This is a genomic window from Methylomonas sp. MK1 (assembly GCF_000365425.1).
In the GTDB taxonomy this organism is placed as follows: Bacteria; Pseudomonadota; Gammaproteobacteria; order Methylococcales; family Methylomonadaceae; genus Methylomonas.
In genome coordinates this window covers 242,217-256,925 of sequence record NZ_AQOV01000001.1, presented here as the reverse complement: position 1 = coordinate 256,925, position 14,709 = coordinate 242,217, and the positions used below count along the sequence as shown (strand labels likewise).

General features: G+C 53.3%; 13 protein-coding genes. 10 read left to right on the top strand and 3 right to left on the bottom strand.

Going from position 1 to position 14,709, the window contains the following annotated elements:
- Positions 1-127: 127 nt before the first annotated feature.
- The 3 genes from G006_RS0101130 to G006_RS0101120 form a co-directional block, all read right to left on the bottom strand.
- On the bottom strand, positions 128-1,471 hold the full coding sequence (locus G006_RS0101130) for a GAF domain-containing protein (protein ID WP_020481314.1): 1,344 nt from the start codon (positions 1,469-1,471) through the stop codon (positions 128-130).
- Positions 1,468-1,959 carry a hypothetical protein gene (locus G006_RS0101125; protein WP_020481313.1) on the bottom strand — a complete coding sequence of 164 codons (492 nt, stop codon included), beginning with the start codon at positions 1,957-1,959 and terminating at the stop codon, positions 1,468-1,470. The genes G006_RS0101130 and G006_RS0101125 overlap by 4 nt, the downstream gene beginning before the upstream one ends.
- A gap of 139 nt (positions 1,960-2,098) precedes the next feature.
- Positions 2,099-2,530, bottom strand: a complete 432-nt coding sequence (locus tag G006_RS0101120; RefSeq protein WP_020481312.1) for a desulfoferrodoxin family protein — start codon at positions 2,528-2,530, stop codon at positions 2,099-2,101.
- A gap of 458 nt (positions 2,531-2,988) precedes the next feature.
- Between G006_RS0101120 and G006_RS0101115 the strand changes: the two genes are divergently transcribed.
- From G006_RS0101115 to G006_RS0101070, 10 genes are all read left to right on the top strand, one after another.
- Complete coding sequence (locus G006_RS0101115; protein WP_235048807.1) at positions 2,989-3,660, top strand: thiopurine S-methyltransferase; 672 nt, start codon at positions 2,989-2,991, stop codon at positions 3,658-3,660.
- A gap of 552 nt (positions 3,661-4,212) precedes the next feature.
- On the top strand, positions 4,213-4,452 hold the full coding sequence (gene cydP, locus G006_RS0101110; protein WP_020481310.1) for a cytochrome oxidase putative small subunit CydP: 240 nt from the start codon (positions 4,213-4,215) through the stop codon (positions 4,450-4,452).
- Positions 4,442-5,998: a cytochrome ubiquinol oxidase subunit I gene (locus G006_RS0101105; RefSeq protein ID WP_020481309.1), complete on the top strand. Its 1,557-nt coding sequence runs from the start codon at positions 4,442-4,444 to the stop codon at positions 5,996-5,998. Before cydP ends, G006_RS0101105 begins: the two co-directional genes overlap by 11 nt.
- 24 nt (positions 5,999-6,022) lie before the next feature.
- Positions 6,023-7,162 (top strand): cytochrome d ubiquinol oxidase subunit II, encoded by a 1,140-nt coding sequence (gene cydB / locus G006_RS0101100; RefSeq protein WP_020481308.1) that lies wholly within the window; start codon positions 6,023-6,025, stop codon positions 7,160-7,162.
- 11 nt (positions 7,163-7,173) lie between these two features.
- Complete coding sequence (cydX, locus tag G006_RS29400; protein WP_020481307.1) at positions 7,174-7,329, top strand: cytochrome bd-I oxidase subunit CydX; 156 nt, start codon at positions 7,174-7,176, stop codon at positions 7,327-7,329.
- A complete protein-coding gene (locus G006_RS0101090; protein WP_020481306.1) occupies positions 7,326-7,538 on the top strand; it encodes a YgaP family membrane protein in 213 nt (70 codons plus the stop codon). Before cydX ends, G006_RS0101090 begins: the two co-directional genes overlap by 4 nt.
- Before the next feature lie 41 nt (positions 7,539-7,579).
- The gene (locus tag G006_RS0101085) at positions 7,580-8,851 is read left to right on the top strand and encodes an NAD(P)/FAD-dependent oxidoreductase (RefSeq protein ID WP_020481305.1); all 1,272 of its coding nucleotides are present in this window, start codon (positions 7,580-7,582) and stop codon (positions 8,849-8,851) included.
- 122 nt (positions 8,852-8,973) lie between these two features.
- Positions 8,974-10,311, top strand: a complete 1,338-nt coding sequence (locus tag G006_RS0101080) for a TolC family protein (RefSeq protein WP_020481304.1) — start codon at positions 8,974-8,976, stop codon at positions 10,309-10,311.
- Between the two features lie 7 nt (positions 10,312-10,318).
- Positions 10,319-11,419, top strand: coding sequence for an efflux RND transporter periplasmic adaptor subunit (locus G006_RS0101075; RefSeq protein WP_235048806.1), 1,101 nt, complete (start codon positions 10,319-10,321; stop codon positions 11,417-11,419).
- On the top strand, positions 11,416-14,691 hold the full coding sequence (locus G006_RS0101070) for an efflux RND transporter permease subunit (RefSeq protein WP_020481302.1): 3,276 nt from the start codon (positions 11,416-11,418) through the stop codon (positions 14,689-14,691). Before G006_RS0101075 ends, G006_RS0101070 begins: the two co-directional genes overlap by 4 nt.
- Positions 14,692-14,709 lie beyond the last annotated feature (18 nt).

The window sequence follows — 14,709 nt, the reverse complement described above, 5'->3', positions numbered from 1 at the left end:
TGAAAACGGCGCCAGTTTAGCCAGAAAACCGGCCGAACACTGTTAAGAAAACCGGCATGAAATCTTAAAAAATCACTAATTTGCTAATGCCGGGGTAGCTATTTTACGGCGGCTGGGCGCAAAGCAATTAACTGGCGTCATCTAAGGACAAGCGATTATCCACTTGGAGGCCGAACTGCCCGCGCCCGGTCTTTTTCAGGCGAATACCGCATTGGCGTTCATCCAATCGGCGTTTTAACAACACTAAGCGGGTCTCCAGATTATCCGCGATCTCAGGCAAGCCCAACTCAGCTTGTAAACGCAACTCCCGGTTGCTGAATTGGCTGCGGCCGGTTTCTTGATGACACCGCAGCAAGTGCCACAGAATCGCGCCGGCCACGCCTTTGATCAGATATAAATCGTCCACAAACACGCTGTGATCGCGCGGAAAATGGCGAACTTGCAATAGCGAGTCTTGCGGCACCGGAGGCGGCGGCGAGTCGATAGCTACGTCCGCATCAAGGCATGACTCTGCGCCCGCGAGTACTTGCATCGACGCGGCCAAATGGTCGGCCAGTACTGTCAGCGCATCTTCCTCGTCATAGCCAAAAGCCAGGTCTTCAGGGCTTTCGACATAAATTACCCCCAACAGCCGTTGAGCCCAAAGCACTGGAATCGCCATTTGGCTGCGGCTTTCAGCGATGCCCGGCATCGGGATGGCCGTTTCCAGCTGGCCGGTTAGGCCGATACGCTCCATTTGTTCGCGAACCGCCTTGCCGTAGCCGTATTCCTGAGTCATGTGGGCGATCCGGATCGCAGTGCGCTCGCGAGCGGCAATGCCGATCACGCCGTGGCCCAGCGCAATTTCCGAACCTATCCCGGCGACGTCGTAACCACTACTGGCGACGGTATACAGACAGGCGCGGGTTTCGTCGTGCAGCAATAGCATGACGTGAGCGATCCCGAAATCCTCGGTCAGCGTGTTTAGCGTCGCGCCGAGCAGGCTGTCCAGATCGACACAGCGATTGAGTTGCGCGGTCGCTCGGCGTAACAACGGCAGCAGCTTGGGCCTGGGCGGTGCCGGTAACGGCGTCGGCCCAACCAGCAGTTCTATGTCCAGTACCTGATAAATATCCGCGCCCAGTAAGCGAAACACCTCGGTCATCCCGGTGTGTGCGGCGATACCCGATAGCTTCGCGCGCATGACTTCAAACAAGGGACCGGCTGTTTCGGTGCGCAAATACCGGATTGCCAGCCGGTAACTGGTGGCCGTGAATGGATCGGTCACGCACAAGCTGGCATGGGGATTTGCCAGGATATTGGCGCGGGTTTTATTAAAAAATTGAAAAGTCAGCGCCAGATGCGTGGCATCGACATATTGCACTTGAGACAAATATGCCACGTTGGGGGTGCCGTCAGTCGCGCAAGTGGCCAGCGCCGCCGGTATCGCGCCTTCAAAACAAGGGCGTAATGCTTCTAGCGTCGGGCTCATGAAACGGGTCGAATCAGGCGGCTGCCGGCTAATGGGCCAGGCGTTTGTTCGTAAATGTCGTGGGGCGTGATGATTAAGGACACGCAATCCGCGGCATATCGATAATTGGCGCTGAACTCGGCGCTATAACCCAGACAGGCTATTGCGGCGGCAAAACCGTGTTGGCAGGCGGATAGCGTTTCTTGTTCCGCGGCGGTCAAAGGTCTGATGTCGTTAATTAAACCTTTAATTTGGATGGCTTGTTCGGTGGACGGTAAACAAAATACCGCCGCGATTCGCGAGCCAATTTGCAACGTATCAAGTAAAGCCTTGGACCTAGGCTGCGACACGAAAACGCATAATTGCCGGCCTTCATCCAAAACCCGGCAGCCTAATCCGCGAGTCAGCAAGGGGCGATTGCTCGGGCTGGCGCCGGCTACATCGATGGCTACCGGCGCGTGCAGGAAATCGGCAATAGGGTTGAGGTTGATGGCCTGATCGGGGCGCATGGTTTTTTGAAGGCGATTAAATTAGCGGATATTTAATCGTCCCAATTTGCAGATGACAACCGCTTAGTGAATAGGATAGGCAAATAGTGCTATCAGCCGGAAATTCGCGATAACTTCCCTGTCATCGCGGGTCAACTTTTTAGACTTCGGCGCTGCTCAACCAAAGATCGTGCTTGTTGCACAGGCTTAATGCGTAGACCGTGCCTGAGTATCCCGCCAGACTGAATTCGGAAATGGCTGCCGGATCTTTGCTGGGATCAAACATCCGCTCGTTCAGGAATTTGTAGTCTTTATCCAGCAGTACATGTTTGATAATGTAATGTTCGTAGCCTTTCATTTCGTGCGGCGTCGTGATTTTGACGGTGGCTTTGCCGTCGGCTTTAACGACTTCAATTACCGGCAGGTGCGTCGCGGCTTTGCCGGCCCAGCGGCCTTGCGCATCCTTGGTGTAAAACACATCGCCCGGCGGTGTAGGTTGTTTACCGGCTTCCGCGGCTTGGGCCAGGCTTGGCGCAATGGCGCTTATCGCCGCACCGGCGGCACTCAATCGAATAAAATCGCGACGTTCCATAAAAATTCCTTGTGATGGGTTAAAAATTGTCTACTGCTGAGTTAAGCCGGCATGACTTGCTCGGCAGCGTGTGCTGAACCGGTTTTTCTTATCCTGCCAATGCAGAAGAAACGTTCGCAACGGCTCCGGTTCGCCTGACCGCGCGACGCATCGAAATGTATCACGATTTGTTAGATCTACGTCCATGGGTTCTTGCGTCGGCTTATATTTATTGAGGGCGAGTTAATAACGTCCACGAATAAATCCGAATGGCTGGCGACCAAGGTATTGGCGGGTCAAGGTGGCTTTTTAACCGGTGAAACGCTATACGAAACTCAGTATCGACAAGCAGCGCCAGCGGACATGAAGGGCTGATTGCTATCAGCTTCGCCATTGTCTAAAAATACGCTTTTTCGCTACTAATAATGCCGAGCAGCAAACCGGCAAGTCAAATAGAATGGCTGTTCGTGCAAAATCAAATGAGAGGGCAGGCTATGGATCATGATTTCTGGCATCAGCGTTGGCAGCAGAACCAAATTGGTTTTCATAAGCATGAGTTCAACCCCATTCTTCAAACGCATTGGCCGCGCTTGTCTATCCCAGAAAAAGCGCGGGTGTTTGTGCCACTGTGCGGTAAGAGTAAAGATTTGCTCTGGCTATTGGCCATGGGTTATCAGGTGGTGGGTGTGGAATTAAGCCCGCTGGCTGTCGAGTCGTTTTTCGCCGATAACAATTTGCAACCGACCGTGCGGCGCCAAGGCGATTTTTGGGTCAGCGAGGTGGATGGTTTGCAGATTTTCTGCGGGGATTTTTTTGCATTACAAACTGCCGACGTCGGCGAGTTTGATGCAGTTTACGATAGGGCGGCGCTGGTGGCCTTGCCGCCGGATATGCGCATCGATTATGTGATGAAACTGTCCTCCCTGTTGCCGACAAACGTGCAAATGTTGCTGATAGCGTTCGATTATCCCCAGCACGAAATGCCTGGGCCGCCGTTTAGCGTACAAGCCGATGAAGTTGAGCGTTTATACAGCCACTGGTGTGAAGTGGAATTGCTGACCAGCGACGATGCCTTGGCGACCGAGCTGCATTTTAAAGAGCGCGGCTTAACTAAAATGGTAGAGCAAACCTATAAACTTTTGGTTCGGTGATAGAAGAATTACCGAATTGCCAGTCACATATTATCTAGCCGGCCCTTATTACTCTTTGCAGGGTCGAAGAGCACACCCGCCTGGGCTTCGATGGCTCTGCCCGAACGGAATAGCAGTGACAAATAGGGCCGGCTTGATAACCGCTGTTAAATTTCCTGGATTCGTCGTTCCCGCGACGGCCGGAATACCGTTAAACCGTTAGACTCCGGCGCACCTGGGGGCGGCGGCATTTAGGGAGTCGGGTTAAATAAGCGGGAGGCTGTTGCAGAATCGGCGCGCCACGTTTCATTTTCGTTTCAATTTCCTAAATAGTGTTTCAATGTTTCATTTTGAAACATATTTTTGCGCCTGTCGATAGTGATCGGCTCTTATCTACCTTGATTAGTCGGAGAAATTACGCTTGGCACGCAAATTGATATAAAAATATTATTGATTAATTATATTTGTGAGCCGCGTATGTTTTTCGGTCAATTCTCAGAAACTGATACCTCGAGCGCTGGAATGACGACTCCTGTGAATTTAAGGGGCCGGCCAATAAATCAGGAGGCGGCTATGAACGATTCCGCCCATTCGGCTTTACCGAAATCCAGCTTGCTGCGCTGGGAAATAGCCGCAGCGCTGCTGATAAAAGTCATCCTGCTTACCAGCCTGTGGTTTTTGATCTTTCGCTGGCAAGAGCGCCCGGTGTCCAAACCAGACATCGCCGCACACTTTGCTTTGCCCGCCGAACCGGTCCAAAGCAATCCCGATTTTTCCTCACAACCCACCCAGGAGTCTCGCCATGTTCGGTGATGATATAGTCATGCTGTCACGCATGCAGTTCGGGCTAACCGCGCTGTATCACTTTCTATTTGTGCCCTTGACCCTGGGCATGACCTTTATCCTCGGCATCATGGAGTCGGTCTACGTGATGACCGGTAAAGAGGTGTACAAGGACATGGTCAAGTTTTGGGGCAAGTTGTTTGGGATCAACTTTGCCATGGGCGTCACCACCGGTTTGACGCTAGAGTTTCAGTTCGGCACAAACTGGGCTTACTACTCGCATTACGTCGGTGACATCTTCGGTCCAATACTGGCGGCGGAAGGCTGGATGGCGTTCTTTTTGGAATCGACCTTTGTGGGTTTGTTCTTTTTCGGTTGGGATAGACTCAGCAAGGTCCAGCACCTTACGGTTACTTGGCTACTAGCGGTTGGGACCAGCCTATCGGCCTTATGGATTCTGATTGCCAATGGCTGGATGCAATATCCGGTCGGGGCTGAGTTTAACTACGAAACCCTGCGCATGGAGATGACCAGCTTTGCTGACGTGTTCTTCAATCCGGTGGCGCAGGTTAAATTCGTACATACCGTCGCGGCGGGTTATGTCACCGGCTCGATGTTCGTGCTGGGGATCAGTTCCTGGTACTTGCTCAACAAGCGCGACATCGGCTTCGCTAGACGTTCGTTTTCCATCGCCTCGGCTTTTGGCTTAGCCTCCATCTTATCGGTCATCGTCTTGGGCGATGAAAGCGGCTACACCTCCGGCGAAACTCAAAAAATGAAGCTGGCAGCTATCGAAGCAGAATGGGATACCCACCCAGCCCCGGCAGGTTTTACCGTGTTTGGTTTGCCCGATCAGGACAATCAGAAAACCGACCTGGCGCTTAAAGTGCCTTATGTGTTGGGCCTGATTGCCACGCGCTCCGTCGACGAAGAGGTCAAAGGTCTCAAAGATTTGCGCGAAGACAGCGTAGTGCGTATCCAGAGCGGCATGGTGGCTTACGACAATCTGCAAAAACTGCGCGCCGGCGACAACAGCCCCAGCGTCAAACAGCATTTTGCTGACCACAAGGCCGACCTGGGTTACGGCTTGTTGCTGAAAAAATACACCGACAAGGTCACCGACGCAGATGCTGCCACCATCCAAAAAGCCGCCAACGACACGATCCCAAAAGTCGCGCCGCTATTCTTGACCTTCCGCATCATGGTGGCTTGCGGCTTTATCATGCTGTTCATCTTTGCGATGACCTTTTACTACTGCGCCACTCGAGTAGCCGATCAAAAACGCTGGCTGTTGCGTATGGCGGTCTGGTGCATCCCGTTACCCTGGATTGCCGCCGAGACCGGTTGGTTCGTTGCCGAAGTCGGTCGCCAACCTTGGACTATCTCCGGTGTATTGCCTACTCACATGAGCGTTTCCAGCCTCAGCGCCGGGCAACTGTGGTTCAGTATCGGCGGCTTTGCCTTGTTCTACACGATATTGCTGATCATCGAGATGTATCTGATGTTGAAGTATGTCCGCCTCGGGCCCAGCAGCTTGCATACCGGGCGTTATTGCTTCGAACCCCAACCTGCCTAATCCATTTATCAATAGGAGTTCATTATGTTTGATTATGAAACCATCCGCCTGATTTGGTGGGTTTTTATCGGAGTCGTCGGCATTGCGTTCGCATTGACCGAAGGCTTTGATTTCGGGGTTGGCACTTTGCTGCCGTTTATCGGTAAAACCGATGTGGAGCGCCGGGTAATCATCAATACCGTCGGTGCCACCTGGGAAGGTAATCAGGTTTGGCTAGTGCTGTTGGGCGGGGCGATTTTTGCGATTTGGCCGGCCGTGTATGCCACACTGTTTTCCGGGCTGTATGCGGCGATGCTGTTGGTGTTGTTTTCCTTGTTCTTTCGTCCGGCCGCGTTTGATTACCGCAGCAAGATTGAAGATCCCCGCTGGCGCAACAGTTGGGACTGGAGTCTGTTCATCGGCAGCACCTTGCCGCCGGTTCTGCTCGGTGTGTTGGTGGGCAATTTAATTCTGGGCCTGCCGTTTCATTTCGACCAAGATCTGCGCTCGTTTTACGACGGTTCGTTCTGGGCGCTATTGAGTCCGTTTGCCTTGCTGTGTGGCGTGACCGGGCTTTTGCTCACGACCTTTCATGGCGCATTGTTTCTGAAATGGCGGAGTGAGGGCGTGATTCACGACCGCGCCGTGAACACGGTCAAATCCTTGGGGCCGATGTTATTGCTCGCTTTAACAGCAGTAACACTTTGGGTCTTTGTTGGTATTGATCGTCCGGAAATTACCCAGATGGCGGCTACCGACGCGCCGTCCAACCCGCTGCATAAAACCGTCGTCGCCCATGGCGCAAGCTGGTTGCAACATTTCATGACCTATCCCTGGATGTGGCTGGCACCGCTGACTGCGTTTTTCGGTATCGCGCTGGCTTGGTTGTTAGGCAAGGGCGAGTCGAGGATGGGGGCATTCGTACTCAGTAGCCTAGGCATTACCGGTGTGGCGCTGACGGTCGGGTTTGGTTTGTTTCCCTTCCTGTTGATTTCCTCAACCGCGCCCAGTTCCAGTCTGACTTTGTGGGACGGTACCTCCAGTCATAACACGCTATTGCTGGGGTTTTGGATCACCATCATCTTTCTGCCTATCGTCTTGCTCTACACCCGTTTTGTGTACCGGGTGATGTGGGGCAGCGTGACCGAAGCCGCTGTACTTAAAGACAGCCATACACTTTATTAAGGAGAAACATCATGTGGTATTTCGCTTGGATACTCGGCGTCGGTTTCGCGGCGTCCTTCGCCATCATCAACGCCATGTGGCTGGAATCGGTGTGTGACATCGACCATCACGGCATCGATCAATCGTGCGAGAGCTTGGCGCAACGCAGCAAAGAGAGGCTGTCATGACCGCGGAACGCATTGTTCGTATCGTCGCCGGCTTATTTGTCTTGCTGTCGCTGAGTCTCGGCGTTGAAGGCAGCCCGTTATTTCAGTCTAGCAATTGGCTTTGGTTTACCGCGTTCGTCGGGGCCAATTTGTTTCAAAGCGGTTTTACCCGATTCTGCCCGCTGGAAATGATTCTTAAAAAATTGGGCATCAAAGAAAGCTGCCAATAACAGCGGAAAAAAATAATTATCTATCAATTTGGAGTAGTCTCATGGCAAAAATCGTAATCGTAGGCGCGGGCATCGGCGGTATCCCGATGGCATTGGAAATGAAAGAAAACGCTCGTAAAGAAGATGAAGTGGTGGTGATCGCCGACACCCCAACCTTTCACTTTGTACCGTCCAATCCTTGGGTGGCAGTCAACTGGCGCAAGCCGGAAGACATCAAGGTGGAGTTGGCACCCATGTTCAAGAAAAAGAAGATCGGCTTTATCCAACAAAAAGTCACCCGTTTTCATCCGGAAAATAATCAAGTGGAATTGGCCGATGGCTCGCAAGTCGATTACGATTTTTTAGTGATCGCCACCGGGCCTAAACTGGCATTTGACGAAGTGCCGGGCTTGGGGCCCAACGGCCATACCCAATCGGTGTGTCATGTCGATCATGCCGGTGAATCCGGTGAGTTTTGGGACAAGTTTGTCGAAGATCCAGGTCCGATTATCGTCGGCGCCGCCCAAGGGGCGTCTTGCTTTGGCCCTGCCTATGAATACATGTTCATCGCCGAAACCGACCTGCGCCAACGTAAAATCCGCGATAAAGTCAAAATGACCTATGTCACCTCTGAGCCTTATGTCGGCCATTTGGGCTTAGGCGGCGTGGGCGATACCAAGGGCATGTTAGAAGCGGAGATGCGCAGTAAGCACATCAACTGGATCTGCAATGCCAAAATCGACAAGATCGAAGCCGGCATGATGTATGTCACCGAGGTGGATGAAAACGGTCAGGAGAAAAAGAAACACGAGTTGCCGTTCAAGCACAGTATGATTCTGCCGGCCTTTAAAGGTGTCGATGCATTGACTGGTATTGATAAACTGGTCAATCCACGCGGTTTTGTGATTGTTGACGAGAATCAACGCAACCCCACTTTCAAAAATATATATTCGATTGGCGTTTGTATCGCCATTCCGCCACTGGAACAAACCCCAGTGCCTACCGGTACGCCAAAAACCGGTTACATGATCGAGTCGATGGTCACCGCTACCGCCCACAATATTCGTGCGGAACTGGATGGCAAGCAGCCAAAGGAAAAAGGCACCTGGAATGCTCTGTGTTTGGCCGACTTTGGCGATTCGGGCGTGGCATTCCTGGCCATGCCGCAAATTCCACCACGTAACGTGCAGTGGGCTTCAAGTGGTAAATGGGTGCATTTAGCTAAAATTGGTTATGAAAAATACTTTATGCGCAAAGTCCGCAAGGGTATCAGCGAGCCGTATTATGAAAAACTGACCTTAAAAATGTTTGGCATTATGCGTCTGAAAGGCTGAAACTGGTTTATGCCGTGCTGGTATGGAATGACGAACACGGCTGTGCCGTTGGTTTACCAAAGGAACTAAGCGTCTAAGCTTCCATACCACCCTATTTGCCCTAACTGAATGCAGATTACTCAATGACACATCGATATTTTAGGCAGCTTGCCTTCGCACTGATGTTGGTTATGGATACGGCCTTGGCCGATGCGGAGCCCAGTCAATACAGCCTGGAGCAAGCCATTGAAACCGCCTTGGCGAACAATCCCGAGCTCGGCATCATGCAAGCTCGTATCGAGCAGGCCAATGCGCAGTTGGGCGAATCTTTGGCCAGTTTTTACCCGCAAATCAAAGCCAGCTTGTCTTACCAGCATAGCGATAATCCGGCCCAGGCCTTTGCAATGATCATTGCCCAGCGTCGGCTCAGCTTTGCCGGCAACGACTTCAACCATCCCGGCGGCGTGGACAATTATCGTCCGCAAGTAACAGCCAGCTACTCGTTGTTTCGCGGCGGGCAAGATTATTACCGTAAACAGGCGGCGGAACTGAACGTCGAAACCTCGGAACTGGAAAATGCCGCGACCCGCAATCAGTTGGTCAATAACGTCACCGCCGCGTATTACGGCGAGTTAGCGGCGATGGAAGCGCACGAGATTAGTCGGCGCTCCATCACAGCAGTGCAAAGCGAGCTGGATCAGTCGCGCATTCGCTTCGATGCCGGCACCGTATTAAAATCAGATGTCTTGTCCTTGGAAGTGCAGTTGGCCGAAGCCAAGGATGCAGAAATCCAAGCCGCAAACGCCATTGAGTTGGCGCAAAGTATGTTGAAAACCTTGCTAGGTTTACCCGCTAACGAAGCCTTTGTCATTAATTCAACTCAACAAGCCGCATTACCCGCCAGTCCGGCGGTTTTCGACGAATTACTCAATCAGGCACTGAGCAACCATCCTGAATTACAAGCCGCCCAGAAGCGCGTGGCGATGGCCGAACGTCAGCTCGATGTGGCGCAAGCAGCCCACTTACCACGCGCCGACGCTTTTGTCAGTTACGGTTCCGACAGTAAGGATCTGGCCTTCAGCAGCAATCGCGATAATGTCACGGCGGGCGTGATGGTGGAAGTGGATGTGTTTTCCGGCTTTGCCACGCAGGAAAGAATCAAGAAAGCCGAGCACGAATTAACCGCCGCGCAAGAGGCTGCCAGACAGACCCGTTTACGTATCGAACATCAGCTGAAATCGGCGCAAGTCAAATTGCAAGACGCTCTGAGTCGCGCCGAGGTCAGCGCCGTAGGGGTGAAAGCTGCCGAAGAAGCCCTGAGATTAGTCAATGAACAGCGCCAAGCCGGTGTGGTGACCGTGACCCGTTACATCGAAGCCGAAGTGGCGCGCGATAAGGCGCATACCCGGCAAATCACCGCGCGTTTCGATGCCTTGCGGGCCGAAGCGGAACTTAAACAAGCCACCGGTTACTGGCAATAAAGGAGTCATGATGACCGAACACTTTTCTGAATCACATTCGCCGAAATGGCTTATCCCCGCGGCAGCGATCACGGCGCTGTTGCTGGTGATTTTGTTTGCCTTGGGTATTTTGGGCGGCGATAAAAAGACCGAACCCGGCAACACTGCTTTGCCTGAGAGCAGCTTGCCCGCCAATGCACAGACCCTAAAAGTGGGCACACAAACTGCGGAGAACAATTTGTCCTGGCAGGGCGTGGTCAAATCCCGCTTGGCGGCGAAAATTGCCCCTAAATTGAATGCACGCATTCTGGAAATAGCCGTCAATCCGGGCGACAAAGTCAAACAAGGCCAGGTCATTGCCCGTCTCGATGATCGCGATTTGCGAGCGGCTTACAACGCGGCCAGCGCGGGACAGGCGGCAGCCCAGGCTCAGGCGGCTCAGGCCAATGCCGAAGAAAAACGCATTACCGATCTATACAACAAGCAAGCGGCCACCCGCCAAAATTACGAAGCGGTGCTGGCGCAAGCGCAAAGCGCTCGAGCCATGGCCAATCAAGCCGCCAGTTCCGCGCAACAGAGTAAAGTGATGCTTGGCGAAAATGTGCTCTATGCACCGTTCGACGGGGTAGTCGGTGAGCGTTTGCAAGAGCCGGGCGACATGGGCTTGCCCAATCAAGCCATCGTCACCTTGCACAAACCTGATGACTTGCGTCTGGAAGCATCAATTGCTAGTCACTGTGCTGCGGCCATTAAGTTAGGCATGGAAGTAAAAGTGCGCTTCGATACGCCCCAGCAAACGCTGGCGGCGACGGTCGACGAAATTGCGCCGGAAATTGATCCGCAAACCCGCACCCTGGCGGTAAAAGTAAAATTACCCAACATGCCTGGTTTGCAGCACGGCCAGTTCGGTTGGCTGGAACTGGCTTGTGCCAGCGCACAGCAGGCCGTGATGATCCCTTCGGCGGCCATTTTGCATTACGGGCAACTGCAAGCCGTCAAAGTGCTGGACGGGCAACGGCTGCTTACCCGGCATATTCGCACCGGTAAGCAGTATGGCGATCAGGTCGAAATACTATCCGGACTGCGCGCAGGCGAAACCATCTTGAGTAACGCTGGGTTGGGGGAATGAGCGAAGTGAACAAAACCATGGAAGCGAAAAAGGACAGTCTGACGGTTGCCATTGTCCGCTTATTCACCACCTCGCATTTATCGCTGCTGTTTTTATTGATTTCGCTGTTGGCAGGTGCTGCGGCGCTGACTTTGACGCCACGCGAGGAAGACCCGCAAATCATCGTGCCGGTGATGGATGTGTTTGTGCATTATCCGGGCGCGAGTAGCGAAGAAGTGGAAAAGCGGGTGACCACGCCGCTGGAAGTATTATTAAAGCAAATTCAGGGTGTGGAATATGTCTATTCCGCCTCCCGGCCCGGCGAGTCGCTGGTGACGGTGCGCTATCGGGTGGGTGAGAGTATCGAAGACAGTTTGATCAAAACCCGCGATAAGCTGCAAGCCAATCTGGACATCATCCCGCCCGGTGTCAGCGATTGGGTAGTCAAGCCGGTGGAAATCGATGACGTACCGATCTTGCTGCTGAGCCTATCCATGCCCAAGGCCAACGAAGACATTATGGCGGTGCGCCGCATCGCCGAGGAACTGATCGAGCGGTTGCGTGCCATCGACGACGTCGGCAAAAGTTGGGTCATCGGCGCGGCGCCGCGACAAATCTCGGTGTATCCCGATTCCGCCAAGTTGCAAGCCAGCGGCCTGAGCCTGCCGGAAATACAACAGGCTTTGGCGCAGAGCAATGTCAATCTGCCGGCTGGGCGTTTGAATCAGCACAACAACGAAATCCTGCTGGAAGCCGGGCCGCATTACGAAACCCCGGAGCAGATTGGGGCGACGGTCTTAAAAAACGTCGCGGGCCGCTTGGTGTATTTGCGCGATGTCGCGCAAATTGTCGATGGCCCGCAAGACACTGACTACTACACCCGCATCGGCTTCGGTCCCGGCGTTGAGCAAATGAAAACGGTAGGGCACAAGGGCGGTCCTTTGCCGGTGGCCGGCGAAGAGCGGCAAATGGCTACCATCGCCATCGCTAAACGCCGTGGCAGCAATGCCGTCGGCGTGGCCGAGCAAGTACTGGCCTTAACCGAAGGTCTACATGGCACGCTGATTCCGGATGAAGTGCTGGTCACAGTCACCCGCAACTACGGCGAAACCGCCGATCACAAAGTCAATGAATTGGTGATGCATCTAAGCATCGCGATTCTGACCATTATTGTTCTATTGGCGCTGGCGTTGGGTTTTAAGGAATCGCTGATCGTCTCGTTGGCGGTGCCGATGACCTTTGCGATTACCTTGCTGTGCGATTTGATTTTCGGTTACACCATCAACCGGGTGACGCTGTTCGCGTTGATTTTATCCTTGGGTTTGCTGGTCGATGACCCGATTGTGGATGTCGAGAACATTCATCGCCACTACAAAATGCGTAAAGAGCCACCGTTACAAGCCTTGCTGACAGCGGTCGACGAAATTCGTCCGCCGACCATCTTGGCAACCTTCGCGGTGATCATGTCCTTCGTGCCGATGTTTTTTATCACCGGGATGATGGGGCCGTACATGGCGCCGATGGCCTTTAACGTGCCGATAGCGATGTTGATGTCCTTGCTGATCGCCTTCACGGTGACGCCTTGGGCCAGCTATAAATTGTTAAAAGGCGATTACGGTAAAGATCACGGACCGGAATTTCGGCTACAGGAATCCCGCGGTTTCAAGCTGTATCAGGCCATTATGGCGCCGCTACTGAGTCACAAATCCAAAGCCTTGTGGTTTTTGCTGGCGGTGTTTGTGGCATTTGTCCTGTCCACGCTGATGGCCGTGACCCGAGTCGTGCCATTAAAACTGCTGCCGTTTGATAATAAAAATGAGCTGCAATTGGTGATCGACATGCCGCGCGGTTCGTCTTTGGAAGCCACCAATGAAGTCGCCACGGCCCTGGGTCAATATCTGGCCACGGTAAACGAAGTTAGTAGTTATCAAACCTACGTCGGCCTGGCATCGCCCATGGATTTTAATGGCTTGGTGCGGCATTACTATTTGCGCCAGGGGGCTTATGTCGGCGACATACGTATCATTCTGGTGGATAAATCTCGCCGCGCGCAACAGTCCCACGCGATTGCCTTGCGGATGCGTCCCGACATCGAACGGATCGGCCAAAAATACGGCGCCAACCTTAAAATTGTGGAAATGCCGCCGGGGCCGCCGGTGCTTTCCAGTGTGGTTGCGGAAATCTACGGGCCTCCGGAAGCCGGTTATCAGGATTTGGTGAGCGTGTCTAAACAAGTTCGTGAACATCTGCAAACGACCGAGGGCGTGGTGGATGTGGACGATTATGTGCAAGCGCCGCAAGACCAATGGCAATTTGTGTTGAACCAAGATAAAGCCGCGCTATTGGGTATTACCAGTCAACAGGTGGCCAATAGTTTGAAACTGGCGGTAGAAGGCGGTGTAGCCGGTACTTTGCATATCGCCAGCGAAAGGCAACCCCTGCTGATCACGCTGCAATACCCCAGAGCCGCACGTTCCTCGGAAGCTGATTTATTAAACCTGTCGGTGAAATCGGCGAAAGGCGATTTGATCCGCTTAAGTGAAATCGGTCGGTTCAGCCATGAGCTAGCGGATCAAACCATCTATCACAAAAACTTACGCCAGGTGTCGTATGTGCTGGGTGAAATGGCCGGCCGCAGCCCGGTGGAAGCGGTGTGGGATCTGCAGGATGCCTTGGAACAGCAACCGCTACCAGCCGGCTATAGCGCCGAAATGGCCGGGGAGGGCGAATGGAAAATCACCGTCGATGTGTTCCGCGACCTGGGCTTGGCCTTCGCGGCGGCGATGGTGATGATCTATATCCTGTTGGTAGGGCAAACCGGCTCCTTGGGTGTGCCGCTGATCATGATGATTGCCATTCCCCTGACGGTAATCGGCATCATGCCGGGCTTTTGGTTTATCAACTTGTTTGCGTCCGATGTGGGGCAATATGCCGATCCGGTGTATTTCACCGCCACGGCCATGATAGGCATGATCGCCTTGGCCGGTATCGTGGTGCGCAACTCCATCATCCTGATTGACTTTATCGAGAACATCTATCGTGGCAATCCGGACATCAGTTTGGCCGACGCCATCATCGAAGCCGGTGCCACGCGTCTGAATCCGATCTTTTTAACAGCGGCTTCGGCGGTGTTGGGATCGGTGATGATCGTCCTCGATCCCATCTTTTCGGGCCTGGCCTGGAGCTTTATCTTTGGCATTATTGCCTCCACCTTATTTTCCTTGGTGGTGATTCCCTTGGTGTATTTCTTGATCAACCGCGAAATGCCCAAGCAAGTGCACGTCGAAGACTAGCTTCTTAGCGCCCGCGAT